The sequence below is a fragment of the Capilliphycus salinus ALCB114379 genome, from assembly GCF_047276495.1.
Taxonomy (GTDB): domain Bacteria; phylum Cyanobacteriota; class Cyanobacteriia; order Cyanobacteriales; family Microcoleaceae; genus Capilliphycus; species Capilliphycus salinus.
Map to the genome: position 1 here is coordinate 1007843 of NZ_CP178543.1, position 25871 is coordinate 1033713.

Consider the following 25871-nt stretch of genomic DNA (forward strand, 5'->3'; position numbering starts at 1 on the left):
CTTCTCAGGTTTAAAAGTGGGCAACTTTTCTGTTAATAATGCCAATCTACTATTGTAGCAGCTTGGGGGACGTCGATGTTCGTTCGTCGATCAGATTCTCTCGCCTGTCGTCGGGATCAATTTCTCACGGCTTTTTTCTCTTTTCAAAAGATTAACGGGTTCGATACCCCGTCCAAAAACCTCCCGTCCAAAAACTCGGTTTCTCAAATCAACTGAATTTTTATCACACAGTTTCTTCAAAAACCTGGTTTCTCAAATCAACTGAATTTTTATCACATAAAGTTAACAGGTTTGATACACCCGAAAGATTTACCATTGGGGAGAGGATTCTAACAGTTTGGTTGCATTTTCCACATCCAACGGTTTAGCGAAGAAATAACCCTGACCAAAATCACAATCAAGTTCTTTTAACTGGTTTAATTGTGCTTCGGTTTCAACGCCCTCTGCAACCACATCCATTCCCATATGATGAGCGATATTAATAATAACAGGAACCAACCCCAATTGTTCGGGAGTTCCGTCCAAACGTCCGGTAAAAGATTTATCAATTTTTAAAGTATCAATAGAAAAAGAGTCTAAATAACTCAAAGAAGAATAACCCGTTCCAAAATCATCCAAACAGATTTGAATTTGGCGATCGCGAAATTGTTCTAAAATCTTTTGGGCTTTTTGTTGATTTTCCATGATCGCACTTTCGGTAATCTCAAATTTCAGTGCTTGAGAATTTAGATCGGTTTTTTCTAAAATTTGGTCAATTTGCTCGATCAAATCAACTTGAGAAAATTGTCGGGCGGATAAATTCACATTCACCGTCAGATTTTCATCGGCTAAACCGCTAATTTGCCAAGCTTTTAACTGTTGACAAGCTTCTTCTAAAATCCAATATCCAATCGGAACAATTAAACCCGTTTCTTCGGCGACGGGAATAAATTCATTTGGGGAAATAAAGCCTCGATGGGTATGAATCCAACGGGCTAACGTCTCAAAGCCGATCAGTTTTCCAGTTTTCAAATCAATAATCGGCTGATAATTTAGCTTTAATTCGTTGAGAGAAATTGCTTTTCGTAAATCCGTTTCGATTTGAAAAGTTTGCAGGGCTTTTTGATGTATGGTTTCGTCAAAAACTTGATAGCGATTTCCCTGTTTTTTCGCCCGGTACATCGCCGCATCTGCATCTCGAAGAATATGTTCGGGTTGAGTGTAGCTGCTGTTACTCAAAGCAATACCAATACTTGCGTTAACATACATATCATATTTTTGCAGCTTGAAAGGAGTCGATAAAGTTTCAATCACTTTTTCCGCCACTTGTACTGCGGGAGTCATATCTTGAATATTGGTAACGAGAATGGCAAACTCATCGCCCCCTAACCGTGCTAAAATCTTCACCTGAGAGAGAGCATCAGCCAAACGATGGGCGACAGCAGCCAAAAGCTGATCCCCGACAGAATGACCCAAAGAATCATTGACAACCTTAAAGCGATCACAATCAATATAAAGTAATGCAAACTGATAAGAAGAATCAGCTTGAGCATTTTGCAGCGCTTCTTCCAAACGATTGATAAATAAAGTTCGATTTGGCAGACCTGTTAACTCATCGTGAAATGCCATTTGAGTCAGTTTAGCATTAACCTGTTCCAACTGCTGAGTCCGTTCTTTAACCTGTTGTTCAAGTTCAGCATTCAGTTCGGAAATTTTTTGGTTCATGGCTTGTAAAGCCAGATGATGCTGAACTCGGGCTAAAACTTCTTGAGATTGAAACGGTTTGCTGATATAATCTACAGCACCGACTGTAAACGCTTTGACCTTATCAAAAACATCATCAAGCGCACTCAAAAAAATAACCGGAACTTCAGCGGTTTCGGGATTGGCTTTTAACAGAGAACAGACCTCATAACCATCAAGATCAGGCATCATAATATCTAACATGATCAACTGAGGGATTTTCGCCTGAACCGCTTGTAAAGCCATAGTCCCATTAATTGCTTGACGCACCTCATATCCTTTGCGAGTTAGTAATCTCGATAGTAAACGCAAATTGGCGGGTTGATCGTCAACAATGAGAATATCATAAGTTTCGATGGCTGGTGTTTGTTGATCCATCTCTGGGGTTAATTAAAGTGAGTCGTTGACAACCTAGAACTGAACACATAAAAATACAAATTAAATTTTATAATTGATAGCTTGATAAATTGTATCTCTCTCCCGAATCTACTGAAAAAGTATAACAGTTTAGCCGCGTAGCCTTTCCCGGCGCTCTGAGGACATCAACTGATTTTTGCTCCTCAACCGTCAAAGGTTTTGGCGACTATTGCCCGTAATTTATTGTCTGCTCTCAGTGTACCAAATGGATTCAACTTTTTGAGCGATCGCCTGAGCTTCAATGTAGCGTTGTTCAGGAGATTCACTCTCCAGTAAAACCGTTACATGACCTAATTTTCGTCCGGGACGGGATTCGGTTTTCTCATACCAATGAACAAAAGCACGGGGAATTTCGGCGAGTTGCTGTAGCTTGTCCCCATAGACAGGTCGCGGGGATGTTTGCAGGTCAATTGTAGCCTGTTCATAACCCAATAAATTCACCATAATCGCCCCCGGACAGTGCATCTGAGGACTTCCCAAAGGTAAACCACAGACGGCGCGTAAATGTTGCTCAAACTGAGAAGTTTCACAAGCATCCAGGGTAAAATGACCGGAATTGTGAGTGCGGGGAGCAATTTCATTGAGATAAATTTGACCCGAAGGCGTCAAAAATAACTCGATTCCAAAAACGCCGACCGCCTGTAAACTATTCAATAAAGTCTCCGCGATCGCATTAAGTTGAGCGTTTAAAGTGGGACTAATATTAGCCGGAGCAATCACCCAACGACAAACTTGATTAATCTGATGAGTTTCGACTACAGGATAAACCGCCACCTCACCGCTCACCGAACGGGCCGCGATCGCCGCCAACTCCCGTTCAAAAGGAATAAACTCCTGAAACAATAGGGGAGTATTGCCTAATTTTTCACAAGTTGAACGCAAACTTGCTTCATCGTTAAGAATAAAAGTTCCCTGTCCATCGTAACCGTGACGGCGAGTTTTCAAGACCACCGGAAACCCCCAAGCCTTCTCGATAGTTTCCAAAACTTGATCGTCATCCTCACCTTTAGTAAAAGCTTTAAACTGAGGAATAGGTAATCCTAAATCTTGCAAAAAACAAAGCTGGTCATATTTATCAAGCAACAAACTTAACGCTTCTAAACGGGGGCGAAAACAAACCCCCTGTTGACTGAGGGGAAACAGACTCTCAAGATCAACAAACTCATTTTCAAAGGTAATCACATCACAGCAATTTGCCAACTTCGCTGTGGCTTGAGCATCTTCAATTTCTGCGATAACTGTATCTGTCGCCAACACAACCGCAGGATCTTTGAGGTTGGGGGTTTGCACCGCCACAGAAACCCCCAAAGACTGGGCTGCACCTGCCATCATTGAGGCTAACTGTCCGCCGCCAATGACACCCACTCGCGGTTGAATTTCAAGTTTTTCTGCCATGACTGGCTCTCCGAGACTGAAACTATCCCTTATTTTATCGGTAAACGGCAAACTAACCTGCTCAACTGAACAAATTTTACTCAAAATTACAAACAATTAAGTCTTCACAAACAATTGCTTGATTTTGCTTTTCGGTGAGGACAATTAAAGTATATCGACTTGCAAACACGAAAAACAACGATTAACCATGAATAGTGAAGAACTTTTAAGCCGTTATGCCTCTGGAGAACGCAATTTTCGCGACACAGACTTATTTCGAGCCGAACTGAGTAACGCCAACCTGAGCGGTTCGAGTCTGTTTCGTGCCAACTTATTTCGGGCTAACCTGTTTCGGGCCAACTTGTTGGGGGTAAACCTGTTTAAAGCCGATTTGATGGGAGCCAACTTATACTGTGCCAACCTCAGCGGCGCCAACCTCAGCGGTGCCAACCTCACCCGAGCGGACTTAACCGGAGCGGACTTGAGCGGGGCGGACTTGCACGGAGCGGACTTGAGCGGGGCTATTTTAACCGGTGCCAACCTCAGCTATGCCGATTTGAGTCAAGCAACCCTGTTTAAAGCTGACCTCGTTAATTGTACCCTGACTCATGCCAATCTCAAAGGCGCCAATCTCAAGGGTGCAAATTTGACGGATGCGGTTGTCCATGATGCCGTTTTTGTCAAGGCGATGGGCTTGGCGTTTGAGGTCCTCAGTACCCTAAAACAGCAGGGTGCTATTTTAGAAGAGGCGAATAATAATCGTCGGGTTAACGCGGCAATGTGCTAATGTTAATTCGTTTGATTGTTTCCCCCATTGATTTTTCAAAAATTGTGGGGGATACTCTACACCCAGACTGAGTTTTTTGGGTGAGGTGGAATTAAAAGTTAAAACAATTATGGCATCCAAGCACAATTCGGATTCGGCTAAAAATTCATCGAAAAATCGGGTCATTTATTCGGAATTTGGTCAAAATACTGATTCTGCGGCGCTGGAACGGGGTAAACCGGATTTACCTCCGGCTCAACAAAATTTAACGGTTCAAGCTTCTCGTAAAGGTCGCAAAGGAAAAACTGTGACCGTGATTTCCGGTTTTCAATCTTCTGAGGAAACTTTGCAGAAATTAGTCAAGCAACTGAAAACTCAGTGCGGTTCGGGAGGAACGCTTAAAGACGATACAATTGAAATTCAAGGCGATCATAGCCAAAAGTTAGTTGAGATTCTCACAAAGTTGGGATACAAAGCTAAAATAAGTGGTAGATAGAATAGTCAGTTAGATAAAGGATTGGGCATCGTTGATGAATGAAATTGCCATCCATGAAACGTTTCAAAATACGATTCAAGGTGAAGGGTTTTGGGCGGGAACCCCGGTGGATTTTATTCGGTTAGCGGGGTGTCCGGTTCAATGTCATTATTGCGATACGGGCTATGCAAATGGAGGTGTGGGTTTACCCCGCCAAGTTCGTTCTTTTGAAGCATTAATTGCAGAATTGCGATCGCCAAGAGTCGTGATTTCTGGCGGAGAACCGTTTATTTATCCTCAACTTCCCGAACTGGTCAGCCGTATTGAAAAAACAGATCGCGCCGTTTCGATTGAGACTTCCGGCTCATTTTGGCAACCGATTTCTTCATCGGTTTGGGTAACGTTAAGCCCGAAAGAACATCTGAATTCTCGTTATCCCGTCGTCGAGAAAATGTGGGAACGGGCTTCAGAAATTAAGTTGGTTATTGAAACCGGTTCTGAACTCAAATCTTACCAGCAATATTTACCCCAAAATCCTAAAATTCCCGTATTTTTACAGCCCGAATGGACGCAACGAGATTACACAATTCCTCTCGTTTTAGACTTACTCAAACAATATCCTTACTATCGACTTTCCCTTCAGTTACATAAATATTTGGGTGTAGACTAAATAAAAATGATCGATTCCCGTTGGCACTATCCTTCCCCTCTTAAACGCTCTCCAACTGTTCCCTATCAAGGGATAATTCCGCTTGAAAATCAAGTGCATCATCAAGCCGTTACTTTTAATTATACGATTAAAGCAACTTTACGCCGTCAACATTGTAATCCGCCCATTTGGACGAATTTTCACCTTCATACTTTTGAAATTATTCTCGAACTCGCCGCCACTTGTCAACCCGGAGATTTGTATGGGTTGGATATGGTAGAAATGGAAAATAAACTGTATCTTTGGGCTGAAGATCTTCCCGAAAAAATTAACGAACATCCCTTATGTCCTCACGGGACCACCGAAGAAATGTGTTTGTATTTCGCTCAGATACCCGTTGAACCCCACGTTAAACTGCTGAGTGTCAGCGTTTCTGAGACACCCAACCGAGTCACAACCTTACAGCTTTCCTAGTTTCCCTATCTTCATCTCAACTTCCAAAACGGTTGCGCTGTAGGGTCAATTTCGAGATATGATCGAACCTGAAACATTTTTGTCATCATTACGTTAGTACACTGCTATGGATATTCTCTCATTAGGTTGGGTCGCCGTTTTGGTTGTGTTCACCTTCTCCATTTCGATGGTAGTTTGGGCGCGTAACGGCTTCTAAATCTCTTTTAGTAAGGTGTATCAAATCCCAGAGATTGACTTTTGTACACCCCAGATTTTTTGAGTAGGGTGCATCAAATCCCAGAGATTGACTTTTGTCATCACAAGATGAATGCTTTGATGCACCCTACCCATTCCAAAAACCCGGTAACTGAATAGAAACCGGGTTTTTAATTTCTATTTCTATAATCTTTTATTATTACACAGCTAGCTCTTAACTGTGTAGTTTTTTGTTTTTTTTAATAAATGGTAGCTAAAAATACTAAAATTTATTACATTTCGTTATCTTTTTAACAAAAAATAAAGAAAAAGTAAATTAACTTAAAGTTGGAGGGATGTAGTAAATTTAAAAAGCGTTAAAATGAGTTTAACCAAACAAGTTGAAATCCGTTCTCTAGAATCAATAAAAACGGGAATGATTGAGTTTTATACCCCGCAAACCAGCCACGAAACCCTGCTTGTGCAAGTTGAACCCGGTGCGGTTGAAAACTTATTTGTTCACCACTTTCAAACCGATCAACTTCTCGGAGTGCGAGGAAGTTTTGTAATAGCAGTTTTACAAAATCGTCGATATCATTATATTCCCGTTAGCGATCGCATTCCCGCAGTAATTCAAATTCCCCCCGGTGTTCCTCACGGTGCAATTAATTTAAGTTCAGAACCCTGTTTAGTTGTCAATGCAGTTTTGCGTCACGGAGAACCCCACGAACGAGATTATCGTCCGATGCTACCTCCTTTACCCTACGATTTTGTTGAGGTTGAATCAATTTTGCGATCGCTAAATATTCCTATTACTTTAGGTGCAAGTTTCAATTGAGGGATTAATTTTAACAGCAACCGTGCTAAAATAAGAACCGATCAAATCCAGATCGGGAGAACTATTTTGGCTGTAATAGAAGTGAAAGTCAAACCCAATTCTAAACAACAATCAATTTTGAGAGAAGAACATGGGGGTTTTATCGTTCATCTGAAATCCCCTCCTGTCGATGGTAAAGCCAACCAAGAGTTAATTACCCTGTTAGCCAAACAATTTAATATCCCCAAATCTCAAGTGACCATTAAATCCGGTTTATCCTCCAAAAAAAAGTTAGTCGAGTTGCCAGATTCATGTATGATCGGTGAGGACTAAAGATTTAAGTTTGAGCGGAACTTTTATGATAAAATAGAGTTACTATTTAATCGGGGAAAGTTTTCAAACTAATAATGAGTCCTTATACTCAAAATAAGAGCGTGAATCAACATGGCAACGATTGTTGAACATCAAGAAAGTGGAAAACGTTATATTTTAATGGGAACGGGATTTGGGATTTATAAATCAACCCGTAGCGGTTCCGGTTTGAGTCTGACTGCGGTTGAAGAAGAAAACCATTTTCATTTGGTGGCGGTTTGCGATCGCAAAGGTGAGATTAAATGGTTTTATTCCGATGATTTACTGGTAATTGAAGTAGATGGAGAAAGACCGGGGGATGTACTTTAATCTCAATTCTTGAATGGATATCAATCGGAAATCGTTCTCAATGCTGATAATATTATAACACCTTTGGCATTCCCAGAGCTAGAAATTCCGCTATCTGAACTGTTTCTTTCCCATTAACCAATAGGTTTTCATTTTCCCCCGTCCTTTAACAGAAATTTCGCCTCGGGGTTGCAAATCATAATTATCTTTTAATCGTTGATAAGTTTCTTCTGTAACTTGAATTCTTCCCGGTTCTCCCGATGACTCCATGCGAGACGCAATATTAACCGCATCTCCCCACAAATCATAAATAAACTTTTTAATTCCAATCACCCCCGCAATAACTGAACCCGTGTTAATTCCAATTCTAATTTGAAAAGATTCGCTTTCTTCTAGATCTTCTAAAAACGTTTCTGCTTGAAAATTTTCCATAACGGCTTGCATTTCTAACGCCATATCCGCAATCGCTTCGGCGTGATTTTCTTGGGGAAGGGGTAAACCGCCAACCACCATATAAGCATCACCAATCGTTTTAATTTTTTCGAGTTTATACCGTTCGGCTAAATGGTCAAAACTGGAAAAAAGTTTATTGAGTAAACTCACCAATTTTATCGGGGGAACTTTGGCGGATAAAGGCGTAAAACCGACAACATCTGCAAACAAAATCGTTACTTCTTCCATCGCCGAGGCTATCGTTGTTTCTCCTTGTTTGAGTTGATCGGCAATGGCTTGTGGTAAAATATTTAGTAATAATTGTTCTGATTTTTCTTTTTCATAACGCAACTCATAAGTTCGTTCTTCAACTCTTTGTTCAAGTTCTTCGTTGGTTTTTTCTAACGCCGTAAAGTATTCTTGAAGCTGTTGAGTCATACTGTTAAAAGATGTTGATAAAATCCGCAGTTCTTTAATATTCTCCGGCTGAACAGATTGATTAAAATTGCCGTGAGCGATCGCTTGGCTGGCTTGACTCAAACGACAAATGGGCAAACTAATCAAACGGGCGGTAATTAATCCTAAAATTGTCGTAATAATCAGAGCAATAACACTAAGTAAAAAAGTCGTGCGATTGTTACTATGAATGCGATTCATAAAGTCGGATTCGGGGACGACTAACACAATTAACCAATCCAAACCCCGACCATCTTTAAACGGTAAAACTTCGACAAAGTGACGTTCACCTGCGAGTTGAAAATCAAAGTGTTGAGAACGCCGAATTTTTCTGAGGTTGCCATAATTTTGTTTTAAATATCTGGCCGTTTTATTGACTAAAAAATTGCGGCTATCTGAGGCGTTAAGTGGCATTTGATTTTTAATTCTTAATCGATCATTACCCGAACTGGAAATCAATTTACCCGAACGATCAACAATAAACGCCTCTCCCGAATCCCCAATCTCTAATTTTTGCAAAAATTGACGCAATTCTTCTGATAATAAGACATCAATTCCACAAACTCCAACAAAACTATTGCCATTGGTGCTGTAAGCAGGTAAACTTGCTGTTATGGTGGGAAGTTGACTGGTAAAATCCAAATAAATCTCGCTCCAAGTCGCTTGACCCGAACTTTGAGCGGCTCGATACCAAGGACGAATACGGGGATCATAAGGGTTAAGTTCGCGGATAAAATACATTCGATCCGCTCTCACATCCAAGCGATATCGGTGCATACGATAGTCAGTGGAAGCGTTACTAATTGTTAGTTCAAAAAAATTGACATCAGAGGTACGACCAACGCCGATAAAATTACCCGTTTGTTCTTCTCCGCAATAAACACTATTAACATAAGGTGCTATTTTAATTTGTTGTAAAAACTGGTTCACCCCGTCACCGGAAATAAAATCAATTTCACCTTGAACTATAGCATCTACATTCAGACGATTAATCGAATGAAGTGCGTTAATATAACTTCCAAGCTGTTGATTAATTCTGGCGGTGAGTTCATTTCGCAGTTGAGACGCCAAATCATTAACCGCTTGTTGGGCATTATAATAAGAAAAATAACCGACTAAACCAACAGTTGTGACAACCTGGGTAATAAACGGAACGATCAAAACGGTTCGCAGGGAAACATTAGCTGCTTTATGCTTTAACCATTGTAAAACAGAGGAGGGGCTAACCAACATGAATTTTACTCAACTGTTCGCAAAGCGTACTGTCAGACCAAGCATTACCAGTCTAACTTAATCAGTTCAGAGTTGGCTGAATTTCACCGATCCGACTTTCCGATCATTATATTGTGTTTATTGGCTTCTATAAAGAGAAACAAAGATTAAAATAGAAACAGCAGATAGCCTTCTATATCCATTCACCCATGACATTCACCACTGAAAATCCCGTAACTTGGCAATATCTAGAAATCGACTCGTCTCGCCGTGCGAAAATTGCCAACAGTCGAATTTTTGTCTCTCAATTGATTCAAGAAAAACACGCTCATGGTTGGAGTCCAGAAGAACTTCACTTTCAACACCCTGAAATTTCCTTGGCGGCAATTTATTCGGCTTTAAGCTATTACTATACTTATCAAACTGAAGTTGATGCTCAAATCGAACAAGAACAACAAATGATTAAAACCCTTCAAGCCGAACTCACAGAAATTGGAGTGGGTCATCAGACCTCAAATTTTAAGCAAAGAGTGAGGCAAAAACGAGAAGAAAAATCATAAAAATGGCAATATCCTATTATTTTGATGCTCCAGTTCATCGAGCGATTCAACTGGGCTTACAATTAAGAGGTGTTGATGTGCTAACGGCTCAGGAAGATGATAAAAGTAATGCAGCAGATGAAATTATTCTGGGTCGTTCAGTTCAACTCAATCGCCCGCTTGTGACAACTGACCATGATTTTTTAGTTTTGGCTAAAGATTATCATAACCAGGGTGAAACTTTTATAGGAATCTTCTTTTTAAGCCCTCAAGTTTCTATTGGCTATGCGATTGAGGAGTTAGAATTTTATGCTAAACTAGGAGAACTAGAAGATTTTGCCAATCAAGTCGTTTTTCTTTGAATCTGATCTGATATCATGTCCGGTTGATTAATGGGTGTTCTGGGGGCGGGGCGGGTTTAATTCAATCTGGGAGTGGTCATCAAAATCTGGGATGAACCCGCCCCTACAGTACGATAATTGATTAGTCAGAGATGATATAACTTATAAAGACTTTTTAGACAGAATCTAGATCTCTAGGGTTGGTAACAATCTAATTAAAAACCCGGTAACTCAATAGAAACCGGGTTTTTAGGGTTAATTATTCGAGAAAAATTTTGAGTTGAAACTTAGCCAACCAACTCAACGGACCGTTTAACTAAGGCATCTGCGGTAATATTATTAAACGCCATCAACTGACCCGCACTCGAAGTCGTTTCGCCCCGTTTCCAAGCAAAAGTATCCCGTTTTGCGGTACTGCGTAACATAATCGGTTCTAACATCAAACTCGCGCCGCCCGTTACGCCAATTAACCCATCGCCGCCAAACATTTGTTCAAAGGCTTCATCGCTAATAAACTCGCCATCCGGTTGAGAACAACTCTCCCAAGCAACATCGCTCGGACGGTACAAACGGCGGGGATTAATAACAGAAACAATCTTAGAACCAATCCCTTGAGATTGCAATTGTTCGGCCGCTTCATATACCGGAATTAACGTCATATCGCCAATAACCGCAAATACAACGGTTTTATCGCCCGGTATTTCTTGCAACACAACTCCCCCGTTATCCAACGCTTGACGGGTTTGTTCAAAAGTAGTACGAATGGGTAAAGGTGACTTACTCGCCGTAATCGTAACGCCCTTATTTTTAGTCGTTAACGCCCAGTCATAACAGGCCTGAATGCTGTTAGCATCCGTCGGGAATAAGGGGAAAATATTCCCATTTCGCATCATCGCCGCAAAATAAGCCTCAATTTCCGGGCGTTGGTGCGTCCAACCGTTGCGCCCCTGTTCTAACGCCCCTGCGGTAAATAATGTTATCGTTGAAGGGGTCGGACGGCGCAACTCGGCCATCGCCTGCGTCACCGTTTGCCAGATGGGTAAACCGTTAACGGCGAAGGACTCGTAGGAACACCAGAGAGTGCGAACCCCCATTAACGCCAAACCTGCGGCCAACCCCGCACAAGCATCTTCGCTTAAAGGTTCGTAAACTTGACCCTGTGGCCCTTGATAGTAGGTGTCATCGGTTGTCGGGTGAACAATTTTCAGGGCAATGTTAATATTATTGATACCGGATGCGGCGTTACCGTCGGCGTTGGTGATCACAAATTTGGGATCGTGCTGTCCGACATAGGCGACTAACTCTCCCATTGCGGTGGTTGCGACCTGTTTATCTCCGCCAACCGGAAACTCGTTTAAGGGGAGATCGATCAACTCCGGTAAGGGATATTCAAACTCGGTGACAACGGTTTTGGAAGCCGGTCCACCCGATGCCCGCACCGCATTGGTTCGCACCAGTTGCCAAACTTCAGGGGGAAGGGCGCGTTGTTTTAAAGTCTCGATCATGTGGGGACTGTCGAGGGTATCTTTCGGATAGAGGTTGTGAGACTTGGAACCCCGGGCGTGAACGCCGGCGCCTTTGAGTTGTTTGATAATAAAAATGGTTAGTTTACCGCCCATCGCCAATTTTGCGGCTTGATCCATTCCGGTTAACACGGCCTGGGTAAATTCAAGGCGCTTTTGGAAAGAAAATGCGGTACTATCAACGTAATCCCCCGGTTGGTTTTGATCGTCAAAGTCTTTGGCATTGACTAAGACCACTTCGGCGAAACCGTTGCCTTTCCAGTAGGCGATCATCTCGTCGTTGGTTTTGGTGGAGACCATGCTATGATGCTCCTGGCTGTAGCCATTCCACACCAATACCGGTAAGAAGTTTGTCACTTCTGGGTAGGCGGTGTTAAAGTGGGCAATACTGCTAACCGGGTAGGGTTCGCCCATTCCGCCATCGCCCAAGGTGAAGGGAAACAGCGTGTCTCGGTGTAACATCGCCGCCGCCATCGCAAAGTGTTGTCCCTGTCCGAGGGGGCCTGCGGGGTTGAGCAAGCCGGGAATGTAGCCGGAAAGGTGGCCGAGGAGTCCGTGCATTTCACGGAAGCGATCGCGAAGTTGCTGGACGTTGAAAATGTCCATGTCTTCTAAGGAGCGATCGATGAACATGGCGCTGTAAAATCCGGGTGCGTGATGTCCGACTTCGGTCATAATGTTTTTATGGCCTAACATCACGAGGGCGGCGTAGGCTTCGGCTTGGCTAGCAAAACCGCCCGGGTGTCCTGAGGCTTTACTCGCGGTGACTTGCAGGATCAGGTAACGCAGCGCATCGGCGTATAATAGCGTCTGATAAGCGGCAGCCGGATCGTTGGGATCGCTGATCGATGGACTGCCTTCTGCGATAACGGGGTTTTTGCCGTAGGTGTCAAACTCAGGAAAATTCTCACTAAAATACTGAATTCCTTCGCAAAACTCGGGTGTAGCTGATGTGGGTTTTGAAGCGGCTACTGTCATATTTTATACCCTAACAATTTTACAGTCATTGAATCAATTTAAGGTTTATTTTACAATTAATGGGGACTTAATCCAATTAAATCTGCTTGGGTGAGGAATAATCTCAGATCATTGTTAAATCAAAAAAAGTTTGACCGATGGCGCAGTTGTTGAAGGTTGAGGCAATTTCTGCAAACAGATTTTAACGGTGATTTTCTCCTCTACCGGAGGATCGAAGTCAATGTTTATCGTTTTCACCGACAGGCTTCTAGTGTTATAGCGAGTGATTGATGTATGCCCTATACTCAGTTTAGTCTTGAACAAATTAAGTTAAATTTTGGTATAGAAATTCGCGAAAAATTTGGTATTTTTGCCAATCTTTCAGAGGTTGATTATAGTGATTTTTTGGAGAAAGTTTTAGAAAGATTTGTGCCTTTCGCCTTAGAAATAGACACGCCAAAATCCCGGTCTGAATATATTACCGCCCCGATATTATTTGAACTCAAAAGCCAACTTAAGGAGCAAATTAGTTTATTTTCGGGTAAAGATTTTACCGTAGATATCGAAAAGGGATTGAGCGGCTTTTGTGATTTTTTAATTAGTTATTCTTCCGATCCGCTCAACATTGAAGCCCCTTTTATTGTACTGGTAGAAGCCAAAAAAGATAATATGATCGGCGCTTTGGGTCAATGTATGGCTAAAATGTTGGCCGCCCAACTGTTTAACCAACGTCGCCAGCAGGATATTCAAATTATTTACGGCTGCGTTACCACCGGGACAGACTGGAAGTTTTTGCAATTAATCGATCAGAGAATTGAAATTGATTTGCAAGATTATTCGATCACGAATTTGGGTCAAGTTTTGGGGATTTTGCATTATTGTGTTGACCAAGTTGAATGAATAATGAATTGGGTTGAAATTAAGTTGAAGCAAATTCGGTAAAACCCCTTTTACTCGGGTGATGGAAACCCAACACAATCTGATTTTGAGGGATTCCTTCCGACAGCAAATCATCAACAATACATAAATTTGTTGAGTCTTCTTCTACCCAAACCTTGCCATCTTTAATGCAAATGTAGACAATCATATGCTGGACTTGCTTCTTATCTTCCCATCCAAAGCGAAACCAAAGATATTGATCTCGAATTTCATCAAAAGCAAGGCGATCGCTGACCTCAAATTTCTCGGGAGTCTTGACCTGGGAAACCGTCATCTGATAATATTCTATTAGTATTTTTTTGATAATCTGGCGATAGTTGTCTAGGTTTTCCATTCAACAATTTCGTCTATTGAAGAAGATCAAGCCGCAACCGTTTCTTCAACTTTGGGAATTTCATAACTGAAGAAATCGTAGGCCAAATCCGTATTTGGAAAAATAGCCCTCGCTTCAGTTAACAAATCATCCAATAAAATCGGATTTCCCGGCGCGTAACGGGGGCTAAAATGGGTCATAATTAACTTTTTGACTCCCCCCATCAACGCCACCTGCGCCGCCATTGTAGAGGTCGAATGCAAGCGTTGAAAAGCGAGTTCCGCGTCCTGGTGGGCAAAAGTGGCTTCGTGAACCAAAACATCGGCACCTTTAGCCAGTTCAACCGCACTATCACAAAAAACCGTATCGGTACAATAAACAAATTTACGTCCGGGGATAGGTTGACCACAGAATTGAGAACCGTTAATTTTCTGGCCATCAGGTAACGTTACAACCGCCCCCTGTTTTAGTTTCGCATAAATCGGCCCCGGTGGAATTCCCAACGCCTTAGCTTTATCAACATTAAACCGTCCGGGTTTATCTTTCTCGGTAACGCGATAACCAAACGCCGTGACTCGATGTTTCAAAGGCTGACAACTGACAATATATTCATCATCTTCGTAAACCACCCCGGGGCGAACTTGATGGACTGCAAACGGGTAAGAAATATGAGTTTGAGAATAGCGACAGCAAGCTTGCAGATAGTCTTCGAGTCCCGGCGGCCCGTACAAGTCAATGCGTTTGACATTTCCCGCCAAACCGCAACTCGCCAACAGTCCCGCCAACCCAAACACGTGATCGCCGTGCATATGGGTTACAAAAATGCGGCTAATTTGGCTAACTTTTAGATCGCTGCGGAGAAATTGATGTTGAGTCCCTTCGCCGCAGTCAAACAGCCAAAGTTCCGCCCGTTGGGGTAAACGCAGGGCTATACTAGAAACGTTTCGCGATCGCGTTGGTACACCGGAACTGGTCCCTAAGAAAGTAATCTGCAAAATTAGCGCCTCCCGCCATCTAGCCAACTGTAGTAGAGATCGAAAGTTGATCCTGTTTAGATTTTAGCTTCTACCGTGAGGACAATCGGCGATCGTAACGGTAAAGTGAGTTATCTTTAATTTTAGACCTCAAACTGCGATCGCCATTTCAACAAATTATCGTCTATTATTGAGCGATCGCCATTTTGCATAAAGATTTTAAAATGCGAACCACATCATAAAGTTCATTACCGGGGTTGAGAGTCGCAAATAATTTAGAAGTCGCATATCGAGGAACATCTTCGCGAACCAACTTCACAAATACAAAGGTTTCTCCGGTGGCAATAAGTCCATAATTCGGATGTTCGGGATGGGGATGACTTAACATATAAGCCAAAATTTGAGCCAAACCCGCATAAGTTGAAAATCCGGCTTTTTTAGATTCTATCACCATTACCCAAAGTTCATCTTTTAAGACTAAAGTATCCATCCGTCCTCTAATGATTGTATCTTCATCCTCCAATGCCAGTTCTACTGATTCTTCCGAACGGATATGATAAGGATAAAGAAAAAATCCAGCTATAAATAAAATTGGGTCAATCACCCCCATTTTAACCAAATTTTCTGATAAAGGCGGATAATTCAGCAAATTAATAAATCCCTGTTGAACCTGATCTAACCATTGTTTTTCGGTTGAGTTAAGTTCGTCGGTGTTGTTTTGCCACTCGGGAAAAAATTCAACTTGATTTTGAACCCGTTCTAACTGAAAATGATCGATTAAATACCGGAGATTAATGTCTTGAGCGGAAACCGTTTGAACCATGACTTTGATGAGAATGTTTGTATAGGTAGAATATCGATAGAGTTTACAACTGAATTAAAGCTTTATTGTGTTAATGTTAGCAGAGGCGACAAAACTCACCAGTTTGCAGTTTGCAAGTTCCCAACCTCCAGAAAATGAGCATCCCGTGTCACCAAAATTAGACTATACTGTAACGCAATCGCTGCAATCCAAATGTCATTTTCAGTTAATGGACGACCTTTAAGCCTTAACTTATTTTTGATATCACCGTATTGTCGAGCAGTTTCAACATCGCACAAAAGCACTGTATTGTTAGCAATAAACTCATCAATTTTTGCTAAATTTGCTTGAGATCGTCCTGACTTTCTAGCACCATAATACAACTCACCAATAACAGGGGTTGGAATAAAAACTTCACTGGCTTGAGCAAGATTATTTTTGACGGTCGCTTCGTCTGCAAACAGAGCAATAACAATATTAGTATCTAGTAAGTATCTACCACTCATTAATATCTACCTGTTCACAGTCCTGTTCGATAGCCTCGCGCATTAACTGAAGGTCATCGGGAGGAATAGACCCTGCGAAATGTAGCAATTGTTGTCCCGGAGTCCCTCGAACTTCAAGATTTACCAATGTTCGAGCAAATTCAAGCACCCGCCATTGCAGGTGTTGGGGCATGGCTTTTAACTGTTCAATTACTTCGTCAATAATAGAAATACTCATCTTGTACTTTTAGGATAATCCTATAATAATATTATGAGAAATGTTTTTACTTGGCAATAAGGGAGCAGAAGTATGAGTATCATTCCACGTGGAATTCCAATCAGTCAAGCTTATCGGGATTACCGAAATGGTAACTTATTAGTTAACAGAAAGTATCAAAGAAAATTGATTTGGTCAGTTGCCGAAAAAGAAAAGCTAATTGGAAGTATTTTAAACGGATATCCAATCCCTTTAATTCTGTTGGCTGAACGTCCTCAAGTTCATGGGATTGGAAAGTATGAGATTATAGATGGTATGCAGCGACTTAACGCCATTTGTGATTTTATTGAAAATGGATTTTCATTTCAGGGTAAATACTTCGATCTTAACGAATTCTCTTATGCAAAACAATTGGCTGACGAAAAAAAATTTCAATTTGTAGAAAATTAGGAAAAATTATCCCGAAAAGAATGTGCAGACATTATTGATTATCAATTGGCAGTAACTATCTATACTGCACTGGATGAAAACGACATAACAGAGGTTTTTGGAAGAATAAATTCTGGTGGAAAGCAATTAAGCAATCAAGAGAGACGACAAGCAGGTGTAACAACACAATTTGCAGAAGTAGTTCGTACAATTGCTATGAAACTGCGTGGAGATGATACTCCGAAAACACTTCGCCTATTTGAGATGCCACAGATTAGCATTGATTCTAAAAATACTCAAGGGTATGGGATTAAAGCAGAAGATACTTTGTGGTGCAAGCAAGGCATTCTCAGCATAAATCAACTGCGTGATAGTGAAGATGAAGATATGATTGCAGATCTTGCAGCATCAATCTTACTGTCTGAACCTTTGCCAAGAAGTTCAGAGCGATTAGATGATCTTTATAACGAAGATAGTCAATATTTTCAGCGTATTGAGAACGCTCTGATTACCTATGGAGCAGACAGAATAGAAGAAAATATTGTAAAAACTTTTTCTGTACTTGCAGAAACTATTGAAGCATATAGTTTAGATAATAAGTGTTTGGTTAATATTGTTAACCCTGGTAGTAGTAATTCAATACCACAGGCATTTTATACAATTTTTATGGCTTTTTTTGAGTTGGTTATAGAGTCTGAGCTTCTACCCGCCGATCCTCACGAGATCATGCAAGCACTTGAAAACCTTCAAAAGGACTTAGATCTAAGCCGTCGCTATGCGAAGATAAAAGATCGAAAAAAAAATATTAATAAAACAAAAGGATTGATACAAGGATTTTTTGTGCAAAAAGATACATCATCTTTGGGACAAGGTGCTGAGTTAATACAAGAATTAAAAAATTCCTTACTTCGTTCTCGGATAGAAACTACAAAGTATGAGTGTAAACAAGGTTTGCTTGATCTATCACAGAATAGGAAGCTAAATAATGATTTGCTGCAAAAACTTGTTTACACAATTTGTGGAATTGCAAACTCGAATCCCGAAACTGATGGATATATATTTTTAGGAGTAGCTGATAAAAAGCCAGATGCAGAAAGAATTGAAAAATTAGACAGGATTCACCCTATTGAAATCAATGGCAGGTATATTGTAGGAATTGATAGAGAAGCCTTGTGTTTAAGTAAAAAATTAGAGGATTATGTTGAGTTATTAATTAAGACAATCCGCAAATCTGATTTAACAGAACCTTTAAAAACTCAAGTTCTAGCAAAAATTGATACTATAAATTACAAAGGACACTCTGTTATTAGAATTAATATTCCATCACAAAAAGATGTTTCGTTTGTAGGTGAAAAAGCATTTACCAGAGAGAATTCTTCAACAATAGAAGTAACAGGGCCAAGATTAGTGGCTATTAGTCAACTTTTTCAAAAATAATTTATTCGTCCATGTTAGCTGATGATTGTTCTGGAAGAGGTTAGAATAATTTGGCTGAACGGTTACGCTAGCTGTTGCCGTACCCACAGAATACAACTCTCAGATCTTAGATGATGAACTCTGGATTATTTTTGACTGGTGTTTTCATGTATCCCCTGCGACAGATTAAACAATTCAAACGCTACGCTTGGGTTTCCCTGCTGCTGTGGCTGTTGATGGTGGCACCCGCCCAAGCTGCGGTGTTGTTGCGGGTTGCTGTCACAGAAGAAGCCGAACAGGTGAAAGTGGGAAGTTCAACCCAAGCGGTTGTCCGCAACGCCAACGGTCAAACCTTGGGACAAATTTCCCCTCAAGGCGGGTTGGTGGCAAAACCCAACTCGGGTAATATTGCTTTGGGTGAATGGAAAGGCAGTCAACTCTGGGTCGAACCGACGGGGAACGGCCACGTTTGGATCGGTAATGGCTGGTATCGGGGGCGGGTGTTGTTGGTTCCCGATGATGGCGGCGTCACCGCAGTTAACTATGTCGATCTCGAACAGTACCTTTACAGCGTGTTGGGGGCGGAAATGGATGGCGGTTGGCCCCTCGAAGCCTTGAAAGCCCAAGCCGTCGCCGCCCGAACCTACGCCCTTTACAAGCGGGAACGCAGCAACGGCATTTATGACCTCGGCGATGACCAAATGTGGCAGGTTTACAAGGGGTTAGCTACCGAGTCGGGAGGAACCCAAGCGGCTGTTAACTCGACAGCAGGACAGGTGTTAACCCACAACGGTCAAATTATTTTGGCGGCGTTTCATTCGTCTTCGGGCGGACACACGGAAAATGTCGAGGATGTTTGGGATGATGCTTTACCCTATTTGCGGGGCGTACCGGACTATGACAAGGGTTCGCCCGTCTTTGAATGGACGAGAAGCTTTTCTGTTGCGGAACTGTCTGAACGCATTTCTGGGGTCGGTAAAGTGGTTTCGATGACTCCAGAAAGAACAACTGCCTTTGGAAGTATTTTGACGATGAAAGTCGTCGGTGAAGGTGGCACTCGCACGATGACGGGAGAGGAAATAGCTGCGGCTTTGGGACTGAGAAGCACCCGTTTTCGCGTTAACCGCCAGCCCAATTCTAGTAATTTTACTATTGTTGGCCGGGGTTTTGGGCATGGTGTGGGTTTGAGCCAGTGGGGAGCTTATAATTTGGCTAGGGCAGGATACACTTATTATCAGATTCTCATGCACTATTACCGCAATACGAGTTTGGCAAAAATTCGGGTGCAGTAATTGAGGATGATTCGGCCTGAGTCTTCTAAAATGGCTGATGTACTGACGTTAACGCTACTCGATCCCCAGAATAAGACTCCTCAAAAACAGTGGAAATTTGAGGAACAGTCTGTTATTGAGATCGGACGGGCGGCCGATAATCAGGTTGTAATTGTCGATCCGTTGGTGTCTCGTTACCACCTACAACTTCGTAAAATTAGCGATAATCCCCTAAAATGGATGTTGGTCAATAAGGGGACGAATGGCACTTTTGTGAATGGGGTGCTGACTTCTCAGGCGATCGTTTCGGAGGGGACTTTAATTGAGTTGGCAAAGGGTGGCCCTTTGCTGAAACTCAACTGGCAATTCGCCCGTCCGGTTTCCATGACAAGTCCTTCCGGCTGTAACCACGCCGGAAACCCACCCAACAACTTATTTTGTATTCATTGCGGTAAACCGATCCAGATTGAACGCAGTATCCGCAATTATCACGTTTTAAAGACGTTGGGACAGGGCGGAATGGGAACCACTACCTTGGCTTGGAATAGCGAGTCTAGTTTACCTCAAATTGTCGGTAAGACCAGAATTCCGGCGTTGGTGGTTCTCAAGGAAATGAACGCGGACATGGCACAAATTGCCAAGGCTCAAGAACTGTTTGAACGGGAAGCCCGAACCCTGAAAGCCTTAAACCATGAGGGAATTCCTCAGTTTTACGACTTTTTTGTGGAAGGGGGAAAGAAATATCTGGCGATGGAAATGGTTCACGGTCAAGACTTAGAAAAGATTGTCCAGCAACGGGGGCCGGTTACTCCTCAACAGGCGATCGGTTGGATGATCCAAACCTGCGAGGTGTTGGGCTACCTTCACGTTCAAGATCCGCCCATTATTCATCGCGATATTAAACCCGCTAATTTGCTTTTGCGTTCTCGCGATCAACGGATTATTGTCCTTGATTTTGGGGCGGTTAAGGAGATTGGTACTCCTCCCGGAACCCGCATCGGTGCGGAGGGATACAGCGCCCCAGAACAGGATCGAGGACAGCCTTTAACACTTTCCGATCTCTATGCGATCGGTTCGACGTTGATTTTTTTGTTGACCGGTGAGAGTCCCCTAAACTTTTATGGTAAACGCGGTAGTAGCTATGGCTTCAATCTCGAAAGTGTTCCCACAATTACCCCTCAACTGCGAACCGTCATTGAGCGGGTGACAGAGTATCGACCTCGCGATCGCTATGATGATGCTCAACAGCTTTGTCAAGCTTTACAAGACTGTTTGAATTGACTGATTAATTAACTTAATCATCGTCATCATTTTCCCTGATTAAAAGACTGATAAACATCTCAACTTTCAGCAATATAATGGCGATTAATCGATGTTGAGATGTTCGATCTTTAATCTTCGTCCCAACCTTCTACGGCGAGGAGTTCGCTAATCGGATCTTGCATGGAAAAACCAAACTCTAACAGTTCTTTTTTCCAGTAATTCCACTCGTCGCCATAGAGAAAGGCAATCTTCCAAAGGCGGTCGGTGGGCTTGATTAGATCGGATTTAACGAGGGAATCCACCTGACGTTGTAGTTTCTCCATCTGGTGTATAACCTGTTGGCTCATAATACCTCTTTAGTTGTTTAAATCTTGGTTTTCTTTTTTTGGTCTTCCCAATGCTTTAGTGTGAGTGCTTGAGAGTTTACCTACGCATAAACTGTGGATTTTTTCGGGAAGCTAGCTACTTATTTCATACCATAACATACTTGATTGCAAATTGTGTTATTCTCGGCACAAAAATTCATTTTCACCGGCAACTCTTCCACCTCTGCACAGAAATCCTCTCAGGCTTTTTCACCCCTTTAGCGTTAGAAATTAGATGAAGTTATCAAAAATCTGTTCGGTCGCTCACCTTTCGCCTCGGGGGGTTGTACCGCTTCCAGTCTGACGTTGACTTTCGCCGTTTTCACCCGCCACCAGGTTCTCGAAATTCCGATAATTTCCAGTTCACCCCAAAGGCTGGACTCTACAGAGTTCTCTGTCTCCCTTTCCCTCCCTCCCGTGCGGGGTTGAAGGAATTCTAACTCGGTTTTTAAAAGTTGCTCACCAATTTGGCTTTCTTCAAAATCCAGATCAGGAGACGCTCTTGAGTAACGAGAATTTCAGCCGTTCCCTCCATCCCCGTCTGAATGCTGTACTGGCGATCGCCTTTCACCAAATACGAGCTTTCCGGTTGAATGAGAACTTCGTAAGACGCTTTTGACGTTTGACGAGCAGAGGCTTGAGGGGCAATGCCGTTTAGGGAGATTCTTTTCACCCTTCCTTTTAGCATACCATATTCTCGAAAAGGATACACAGAAATTTTCAAATGAACCGGTTGATCGACTTCCAGGCGGGAAATATCGCTTTCTCTGACCCAAGCTTTAAAGACCAATGGAACTTCAGATCGAACCATCATCGCCACGATCGCATCTGCTTCTACGGTTTGACCGGGGTTCGGGAGATTGAGTTGAATAATCGTTCCCGCCCGGGGGGAGCGAATGGTACTCTGTCCGATCAAAGCTGTAATTTGTTCTAGCTGTCTTTGAGACTCAACGAACTGCTGTTTGACCTCCCATCGTTGTTTGAGAAGCGTTCGCCGTTCTTGAGCCAACGATGCAGCCACTTCTGGAGTTGACTTGGTTAGCTCAACCACTGCTGATTCTACCGTCAAATCCTCCCCCTTTTGACGCGATCGCCGAGGGGTTTTTGATTCTAATGTCGCCAAAATTTGCTCATCGAGGGTGGCGACATAACCATCGACTTGATCGAGTTCTTGTTGCAACTGCGCCAGTCGGTCTTGAAGATTGCGCTTTTGGTTCAACAGTAGAGACTGATCCACATAAGCGATCGCCTCTCCCTGTTCTACGGGTTGGTTTTCCCTGACCACAATCCGCTCTACAATGCCGCTCGTCGCTGCCGGAACCAATTCGATCTCGCCTCCGGGTTCAGCCACCACAGGCGCCCTTACAGTGGGAGTATAGCGAATAAAACCTAACAGCACAATAGACACGCCAAAAGTTCCGAGCAACAACATTCCCCCCCACTGGGTCCAGCGACTAATGGGCGGTAAAAAGTCATCACTATCTAAAGGCTGAAGTTCTATCGGTCGAAAGTTAGAAGCCATAACACATCAGAAACACCTGAAAAGAGCGATCTCAAAAAGTGGTTCTCGCCCCATCGATCAAACAATAATTAGAAGACATCTACACCTAGATTTCTTCTGCTGTCCTTAGATACACCGATCTGGCGCGGGAAAGTTGTCCAAAAATCCGCATTCTGACAAATCTTAACGCGAATTTGACCAAAAAGACTAGAAATCTAAACAGTTACCTGCTAACATAGTCGCAACTTCTCAGACTCAAGTCAATCTTTAGATGAATATCTATCGATTCAGTCCGAGTTGAGTTACATTAAAGCACAGTCGATTTGTTGTTTCGAGGACATTTATCATGGCCGAAAACAAGACCAAGAAACTGTTTACTGACATCTCTAAAGAAGAGTCTTCTACCATCAATGGCGGCTCTCACTGTGACTGCTATTCTTACAAGAAGTCTAGCTATCACTACAAAAAATCTTACGACTACGACTATGACTATCATTACTACCCCGCTTACTACAGCGGTTCTCCCCGTTATTGCTACTAATTTCCTCACCGGGTGCTGCATACCGTAGCCCTTTCGTTTTGATACTTAGTCCTGCCAAAAGCACCCGTCACATTCGGGTGTTTTTTTACAGTGAACAGTTATCAGTTATCAGTGACCAGTTTTTTCAGTTTACAGTCACCAGTGACCAGTGACCAGTTAACAGTTTGCCTGTAGCAAGATTGCCTCTTTTATGAAATATCCCGCTATTTTACAACAAAGTGAAGAAGACTGTGGGGCGGCTTGTCTGGCAACTGTAGCCAAATATTACGGACGCACATTCACCCTTCCCCATTTGCGAGAAGTCTCCGGTACGGGTCAACAAGGAACCACCTTACTCGGACTTCAACAAGCCGCCGAAGCCGTTGGGTTTAACGCTCGACCTGTACGGGCTGACCCCGATATTTTAGACGAAATTGATCAAGTTCCTCTGCCTTTAATTATCCACTGGAAAGGCTATCATTGGGTCGTTTTCTACGGCTACAAACGCCAAAAATATATTGTCGCCGATCCCGCTTTGGGAATACTTAAACTTTCTAAAGAAGAATTAGCTGCCGGATGGAATGACTGGGTTTGTTTATTAATTGAACCCGATCCCGAACGGTTTTTTCTGCAAAAGAGCGATGAAATTACCCATTTCTGGCGATGGATTCAACGGGGTTGGATTTATCGTCAAGTTTTAATGCAAGTTTTTGCGATTAATATTGTTCTGGGTTTGCTGGCTCTGGGTTCTCCTTTTTTAATCCAAATTATTACCGATGAAGTCTTAGTTCGAGAAGATTTACAACTGCTGCGAGCGATTGTTGTAGCAGTAATCATTATGAACCTGTTTAGCAGCGCTTTGGGCTTGGTACAATCTAATTTAATTGTTCACTTTGCTCAACGTTTAGAACTGGGGTTGGTGATGGAATTTGGGCGAAAAATGTTGTATCTTCCCCTCAGTTACTACGAAACCCATCGGGGGGGCGATATTGTTAGCCGTCTCAAAGATATTCAAGAACTCAATCAATTTGTCTCCCAATTTATTGTGAGTTTACCCAGTCAGCTTTTAGTGGCGATTGTTTCCCTCATTGTCATGCTAATTTATAGCATTCCCCTCACTCTCGCCGCTTTAATTATCGGGGGATTAATGGTTTTATCGACTTTTATTTTGCTTCCTCAACTCCGCCAAAAAACACGTCAGTTCTTTGCAGTAGAAGCGGAAACTCAAGGCGTTTTAGTCGAAACCTTTAAAGGCGCATTAACCCTGAAAACCACAAACAGCACCCCGGACTTTTGGGAAGAATTTCAAACTCGTTTTGGACGACAAGCCAACCTCGCCTTTAGAACCACTCAAATTGCAATTATCAACGATGTTTTCTCCGGGTTAGTTAGCGGAGTCGGTGGAGTTGCTTTGCTTTGGTTTGGGAGTCGAATTGTTATCGCAAACAACCTCAGTATCGGTCAACTTCTCGCTTTTCTCGCCCTCCAACGTAATGTTACTGTTTTCGTTAATTCTATTGTTCGGTTTACAGACGACCTGACCCGGGTACAAACCGTCACCCAACGATTGGCAGATGTAATTGATGCCGCCTCCGAAGGCTTAGAAACCGATCAAAAACCCTCGGCTTTCATTCCCCCAAATGCGGATATCGTATGTAATAGTATCACCTTTCATTACGGAGGACAAGTCAATTTACTCGATAAATTTTCCGTTGTCTTTCCCGGCGGTCAAACCATTGCATTAATTGGACGTTCCGGCTGTGGAAAAAGTACCCTCGCCAAACTGATAGCGGGTTTGTATCCCCTACAATCGGGTAATATTAGATTGGGAATGTACAACCAACAGGATTTATCCCGAGACTGTCTGCGCCAACAGGTGGTATTAGTTCCCCAAGATGCCCATTTTTGGAGCCGTTCGATTATCGACAATTTTCGCTTGGGACATCCCGGAATACCGTTTGAAGCCATCGTACACGCCTGTAAAATTGCGGGAGCGGATGAATTTATTAGTCAACTTCCCGAAAAATATCAGACCATTTTAGGGGAATTTGGCGCCAATCTTTCCGGCGGACAGCGACAAAGATTAGCCATTGCAAGAGCGATTGTAACCAATCCTTCTCTCTTAATTTTAGACGAATCAACCGCCAGTTTAGACCCCCTCAGCGAAACAGAAATTCTCTCCCGACTCCTCCAACAAAGACGGGGAAGAACAACCATTTTAATTAGTCACCGACCCCGAGTTATTAACCAAGCGGACTGGATTATTTTGTTAGAAAACGGTCGGCTAAAACTTCAGGGAGAATTATCAAAATTACAATCAGTTCCCGGCGAACACCTCTATTTTTTAACACCTTAATTATCGGAAGGATAGAACATTAGCACCGATGA

At 42.5% G+C, this 25871-nt stretch carries 28 protein-coding genes; 17 read left to right on the plus strand and 11 right to left on the minus strand.

What is annotated here, in order from left to right:
- Positions 1-309: 309 nt before the first annotated feature.
- The gene (locus ACL6C3_RS04225) at positions 310-2100 is read right to left on the minus strand and encodes an EAL domain-containing protein (protein ID WP_413165617.1); all 1791 of its coding nucleotides are present in this window, start codon (positions 2098-2100) and stop codon (positions 310-312) included.
- A gap of 219 nt (positions 2101-2319) precedes the next feature.
- Positions 2320-3534 (minus strand): 5-(carboxyamino)imidazole ribonucleotide synthase, encoded by a 1215-nt coding sequence (locus ACL6C3_RS04230; RefSeq protein WP_413165619.1) that lies wholly within the window; start codon positions 3532-3534, stop codon positions 2320-2322.
- Between the two features lie 187 nt (positions 3535-3721).
- Between ACL6C3_RS04230 and ACL6C3_RS04235 the strand changes: the two genes are divergently transcribed.
- The 8 genes from ACL6C3_RS04235 (at position 3722) to ACL6C3_RS04270 (ending at position 7549) form a co-directional block, all read left to right on the plus strand.
- A complete protein-coding gene (locus tag ACL6C3_RS04235) occupies positions 3722-4300 on the plus strand; it encodes a pentapeptide repeat-containing protein (RefSeq protein WP_413165620.1) in 579 nt (192 codons plus the stop codon).
- 109 nt (positions 4301-4409) lie between these two features.
- Positions 4410-4775 carry a translation initiation factor gene (locus ACL6C3_RS04240; protein WP_413165621.1) on the plus strand — a complete coding sequence of 122 codons (366 nt, stop codon included), beginning with the start codon at positions 4410-4412 and terminating at the stop codon, positions 4773-4775.
- A gap of 34 nt (positions 4776-4809) precedes the next feature.
- Positions 4810-5424 (plus strand): 7-carboxy-7-deazaguanine synthase QueE, encoded by a 615-nt coding sequence (locus ACL6C3_RS04245; protein ID WP_413165622.1) that lies wholly within the window; start codon positions 4810-4812, stop codon positions 5422-5424.
- Between the two features lie 6 nt (positions 5425-5430).
- A complete protein-coding gene (locus ACL6C3_RS04250; protein ID WP_413165624.1) occupies positions 5431-5877 on the plus strand; it encodes a hypothetical protein in 447 nt (148 codons plus the stop codon).
- 106 nt (positions 5878-5983) lie between these two features.
- Entirely contained in the window at positions 5984-6073 is a 90-nt protein-coding gene (gene petN, locus ACL6C3_RS04255; protein ID WP_413165626.1) for a cytochrome b6-f complex subunit PetN, read from the plus strand.
- 360 nt (positions 6074-6433) lie between these two features.
- Positions 6434-6889, plus strand: coding sequence for a dTDP-4-dehydrorhamnose 3,5-epimerase (locus tag ACL6C3_RS04260; RefSeq protein WP_413165628.1), 456 nt, complete (start codon positions 6434-6436; stop codon positions 6887-6889).
- A 66-nt stretch (positions 6890-6955) separates the two neighbouring features.
- The gene (locus tag ACL6C3_RS04265; RefSeq protein ID WP_413165630.1) at positions 6956-7201 is read left to right on the plus strand and encodes a DUF167 domain-containing protein; all 246 of its coding nucleotides are present in this window, start codon (positions 6956-6958) and stop codon (positions 7199-7201) included.
- Positions 7202-7312: 111 nt separating this feature from the next.
- Positions 7313-7549, plus strand: coding sequence for a hypothetical protein (locus ACL6C3_RS04270; RefSeq protein WP_413165632.1), 237 nt, complete (start codon positions 7313-7315; stop codon positions 7547-7549).
- A gap of 90 nt (positions 7550-7639) precedes the next feature.
- Here the strand turns inward: ACL6C3_RS04270 and ACL6C3_RS04275 are convergent, their stop codons facing one another.
- Positions 7640-9649, minus strand: a complete 2010-nt coding sequence (locus ACL6C3_RS04275) for an adenylate/guanylate cyclase domain-containing protein (RefSeq protein ID WP_413165634.1) — start codon at positions 9647-9649, stop codon at positions 7640-7642.
- 188 nt (positions 9650-9837) lie between these two features.
- On the opposite strand from ACL6C3_RS04275, the gene ACL6C3_RS04280 reads away from it, so the two are divergent.
- Entirely contained in the window at positions 9838-10188 is a 351-nt protein-coding gene (locus ACL6C3_RS04280) for a DUF433 domain-containing protein (protein WP_413165636.1), read from the plus strand.
- A gap of 2 nt (positions 10189-10190) precedes the next feature.
- Positions 10191-10529 carry a DUF5615 family PIN-like protein gene (locus ACL6C3_RS04285; RefSeq protein WP_413165638.1) on the plus strand — a complete coding sequence of 113 codons (339 nt, stop codon included), beginning with the start codon at positions 10191-10193 and terminating at the stop codon, positions 10527-10529.
- Between the two features lie 266 nt (positions 10530-10795).
- Here the strand turns inward: ACL6C3_RS04285 and ACL6C3_RS04290 are convergent, their stop codons facing one another.
- The gene (locus ACL6C3_RS04290) at positions 10796-13009 is read right to left on the minus strand and encodes a phosphoketolase (RefSeq protein ID WP_413165640.1); all 2214 of its coding nucleotides are present in this window, start codon (positions 13007-13009) and stop codon (positions 10796-10798) included.
- A gap of 273 nt (positions 13010-13282) precedes the next feature.
- On the opposite strand from ACL6C3_RS04290, the gene ACL6C3_RS04295 reads away from it, so the two are divergent.
- Entirely contained in the window at positions 13283-13888 is a 606-nt protein-coding gene (locus ACL6C3_RS04295; RefSeq protein ID WP_413165642.1) for a hypothetical protein, read from the plus strand.
- Between the two features lie 19 nt (positions 13889-13907).
- Here ACL6C3_RS04295 and ACL6C3_RS04300 read toward each other — a convergent pair whose 3' ends face one another.
- The 5 genes from ACL6C3_RS04300 to ACL6C3_RS04320 form a co-directional block, all read right to left on the minus strand.
- Positions 13908-14261, minus strand: coding sequence for a XisI protein (locus tag ACL6C3_RS04300; protein ID WP_413165644.1), 354 nt, complete (start codon positions 14259-14261; stop codon positions 13908-13910).
- A 26-nt stretch (positions 14262-14287) separates the two neighbouring features.
- On the minus strand, positions 14288-15235 hold the full coding sequence (locus tag ACL6C3_RS04305) for a ribonuclease Z (protein WP_413165646.1): 948 nt from the start codon (positions 15233-15235) through the stop codon (positions 14288-14290).
- A 166-nt stretch (positions 15236-15401) separates the two neighbouring features.
- Positions 15402-16037 (minus strand): restriction endonuclease subunit R, encoded by a 636-nt coding sequence (locus tag ACL6C3_RS04310; RefSeq protein ID WP_413165648.1) that lies wholly within the window; start codon positions 16035-16037, stop codon positions 15402-15404.
- A 95-nt stretch (positions 16038-16132) separates the two neighbouring features.
- The gene (locus ACL6C3_RS04315; RefSeq protein ID WP_413165650.1) at positions 16133-16522 is read right to left on the minus strand and encodes a type II toxin-antitoxin system VapC family toxin; all 390 of its coding nucleotides are present in this window, start codon (positions 16520-16522) and stop codon (positions 16133-16135) included.
- Positions 16512-16739, minus strand: a complete 228-nt coding sequence (locus ACL6C3_RS04320) for a hypothetical protein (RefSeq protein ID WP_413165652.1) — start codon at positions 16737-16739, stop codon at positions 16512-16514. The genes ACL6C3_RS04315 and ACL6C3_RS04320 overlap by 11 nt, the downstream gene beginning before the upstream one ends.
- Positions 16740-16811: 72 nt before the next feature.
- Here ACL6C3_RS04320 and ACL6C3_RS04325 point away from each other — a divergent pair, with 72 nt between their 5' ends.
- The 4 genes from ACL6C3_RS04325 to ACL6C3_RS04340 all read left to right on the plus strand — a co-directional run bounded on the left by ACL6C3_RS04325 (position 16812) and on the right by ACL6C3_RS04340 (position 21115).
- Positions 16812-17168: a DUF262 domain-containing protein gene (locus ACL6C3_RS04325; protein ID WP_413165654.1), complete on the plus strand. Its 357-nt coding sequence runs from the start codon at positions 16812-16814 to the stop codon at positions 17166-17168.
- Positions 17169-17213: 45 nt separating this feature from the next.
- Positions 17214-18584 carry a helix-turn-helix domain-containing protein gene (locus tag ACL6C3_RS04330; RefSeq protein WP_413165656.1) on the plus strand — a complete coding sequence of 457 codons (1371 nt, stop codon included), beginning with the start codon at positions 17214-17216 and terminating at the stop codon, positions 18582-18584.
- A gap of 113 nt (positions 18585-18697) precedes the next feature.
- Positions 18698-19855 (plus strand): SpoIID/LytB domain-containing protein, encoded by a 1158-nt coding sequence (locus ACL6C3_RS04335; RefSeq protein WP_413168254.1) that lies wholly within the window; start codon positions 18698-18700, stop codon positions 19853-19855.
- A gap of 30 nt (positions 19856-19885) precedes the next feature.
- Positions 19886-21115 (plus strand): protein kinase domain-containing protein, encoded by a 1230-nt coding sequence (locus tag ACL6C3_RS04340; protein ID WP_413168256.1) that lies wholly within the window; start codon positions 19886-19888, stop codon positions 21113-21115.
- Positions 21116-21225: 110 nt separating this feature from the next.
- Here ACL6C3_RS04340 and ACL6C3_RS04345 read toward each other — a convergent pair whose 3' ends face one another.
- Both ACL6C3_RS04345 and ACL6C3_RS04350 read right to left on the minus strand, forming a co-directional pair.
- Positions 21226-21444 (minus strand): DUF4327 family protein, encoded by a 219-nt coding sequence (locus tag ACL6C3_RS04345; protein WP_413165657.1) that lies wholly within the window; start codon positions 21442-21444, stop codon positions 21226-21228.
- Between the two features lie 466 nt (positions 21445-21910).
- Positions 21911-22984: an HlyD family secretion protein gene (locus tag ACL6C3_RS04350; RefSeq protein ID WP_413165659.1), complete on the minus strand. Its 1074-nt coding sequence runs from the start codon at positions 22982-22984 to the stop codon at positions 21911-21913.
- Between the two features lie 325 nt (positions 22985-23309).
- Between ACL6C3_RS04350 and ACL6C3_RS04355 the strand changes: the two genes are divergently transcribed.
- Both ACL6C3_RS04355 and ACL6C3_RS04360 read left to right on the plus strand, forming a co-directional pair.
- Positions 23310-23504: a hypothetical protein gene (locus ACL6C3_RS04355; protein WP_413165661.1), complete on the plus strand. Its 195-nt coding sequence runs from the start codon at positions 23310-23312 to the stop codon at positions 23502-23504.
- Between the two features lie 190 nt (positions 23505-23694).
- Positions 23695-25839 carry a peptidase domain-containing ABC transporter gene (locus ACL6C3_RS04360; RefSeq protein ID WP_413165663.1) on the plus strand — a complete coding sequence of 715 codons (2145 nt, stop codon included), beginning with the start codon at positions 23695-23697 and terminating at the stop codon, positions 25837-25839.
- The last annotated feature ends 32 nt before the right edge of the window (positions 25840-25871 follow it).

Coding starts and splice junctions, on each gene's coding strand:
- ACL6C3_RS04295 (WP_413165642.1), top strand. CDS start 13,283: ATGCCCTATACTCAGTTTAGTCTTGAACAAATTAAGTTAAATTTTGGT.
- ACL6C3_RS04335 (WP_413168254.1), top strand. CDS start 18,698: ATGAACTCTGGATTATTTTTGACTGGTGTTTTCATGTATCCCCTGCGA.
- petN (WP_413165626.1), top strand. CDS start 5,984: ATGGATATTCTCTCATTAGGTTGGGTCGCCGTTTTGGTTGTGTTCACC.
- ACL6C3_RS04340 (WP_413168256.1), top strand. CDS start 19,886: ATGGCTGATGTACTGACGTTAACGCTACTCGATCCCCAGAATAAGACT.
- ACL6C3_RS04300 (WP_413165644.1), bottom strand. CDS start 14,261: ATGGAAAACCTAGACAACTATCGCCAGATTATCAAAAAAATACTAATA.
- ACL6C3_RS04350 (WP_413165659.1), bottom strand. CDS start 22,984: ATGGCTTCTAACTTTCGACCGATAGAACTTCAGCCTTTAGATAGTGAT.
- ACL6C3_RS04325 (WP_413165654.1), top strand. CDS start 16,812: ATGAGTATCATTCCACGTGGAATTCCAATCAGTCAAGCTTATCGGGAT.
- ACL6C3_RS04250 (WP_413165624.1), top strand. CDS start 5,431: ATGATCGATTCCCGTTGGCACTATCCTTCCCCTCTTAAACGCTCTCCA.
- ACL6C3_RS04345 (WP_413165657.1), bottom strand. CDS start 21,444: ATGAGCCAACAGGTTATACACCAGATGGAGAAACTACAACGTCAGGTG.
- ACL6C3_RS04225 (WP_413165617.1), bottom strand. CDS start 2,100: ATGGATCAACAAACACCAGCCATCGAAACTTATGATATTCTCATTGTT.
- ACL6C3_RS04230 (WP_413165619.1), bottom strand. CDS start 3,534: ATGGCAGAAAAACTTGAAATTCAACCGCGAGTGGGTGTCATTGGCGGC.
- ACL6C3_RS04315 (WP_413165650.1), bottom strand. CDS start 16,522: ATGAGTGGTAGATACTTACTAGATACTAATATTGTTATTGCTCTGTTT.
- ACL6C3_RS04270 (WP_413165632.1), top strand. CDS start 7,313: ATGGCAACGATTGTTGAACATCAAGAAAGTGGAAAACGTTATATTTTA.
- ACL6C3_RS04240 (WP_413165621.1), top strand. CDS start 4,410: ATGGCATCCAAGCACAATTCGGATTCGGCTAAAAATTCATCGAAAAAT.
- ACL6C3_RS04320 (WP_413165652.1), bottom strand. CDS start 16,739: ATGAGTATTTCTATTATTGACGAAGTAATTGAACAGTTAAAAGCCATG.
- ACL6C3_RS04360 (WP_413165663.1), top strand. CDS start 23,695: ATGAAATATCCCGCTATTTTACAACAAAGTGAAGAAGACTGTGGGGCG.
- ACL6C3_RS04245 (WP_413165622.1), top strand. CDS start 4,810: ATGAATGAAATTGCCATCCATGAAACGTTTCAAAATACGATTCAAGGT.
- ACL6C3_RS04260 (WP_413165628.1), top strand. CDS start 6,434: ATGAGTTTAACCAAACAAGTTGAAATCCGTTCTCTAGAATCAATAAAA.
- ACL6C3_RS04310 (WP_413165648.1), bottom strand. CDS start 16,037: ATGGTTCAAACGGTTTCCGCTCAAGACATTAATCTCCGGTATTTAATC.
- ACL6C3_RS04280 (WP_413165636.1), top strand. CDS start 9,838: ATGACATTCACCACTGAAAATCCCGTAACTTGGCAATATCTAGAAATC.
- ACL6C3_RS04285 (WP_413165638.1), top strand. CDS start 10,191: ATGGCAATATCCTATTATTTTGATGCTCCAGTTCATCGAGCGATTCAA.
- ACL6C3_RS04275 (WP_413165634.1), bottom strand. CDS start 9,649: ATGTTGGTTAGCCCCTCCTCTGTTTTACAATGGTTAAAGCATAAAGCA.
- ACL6C3_RS04355 (WP_413165661.1), top strand. CDS start 23,310: ATGGCCGAAAACAAGACCAAGAAACTGTTTACTGACATCTCTAAAGAA.
- ACL6C3_RS04290 (WP_413165640.1), bottom strand. CDS start 13,009: ATGACAGTAGCCGCTTCAAAACCCACATCAGCTACACCCGAGTTTTGC.
- ACL6C3_RS04235 (WP_413165620.1), top strand. CDS start 3,722: ATGAATAGTGAAGAACTTTTAAGCCGTTATGCCTCTGGAGAACGCAAT.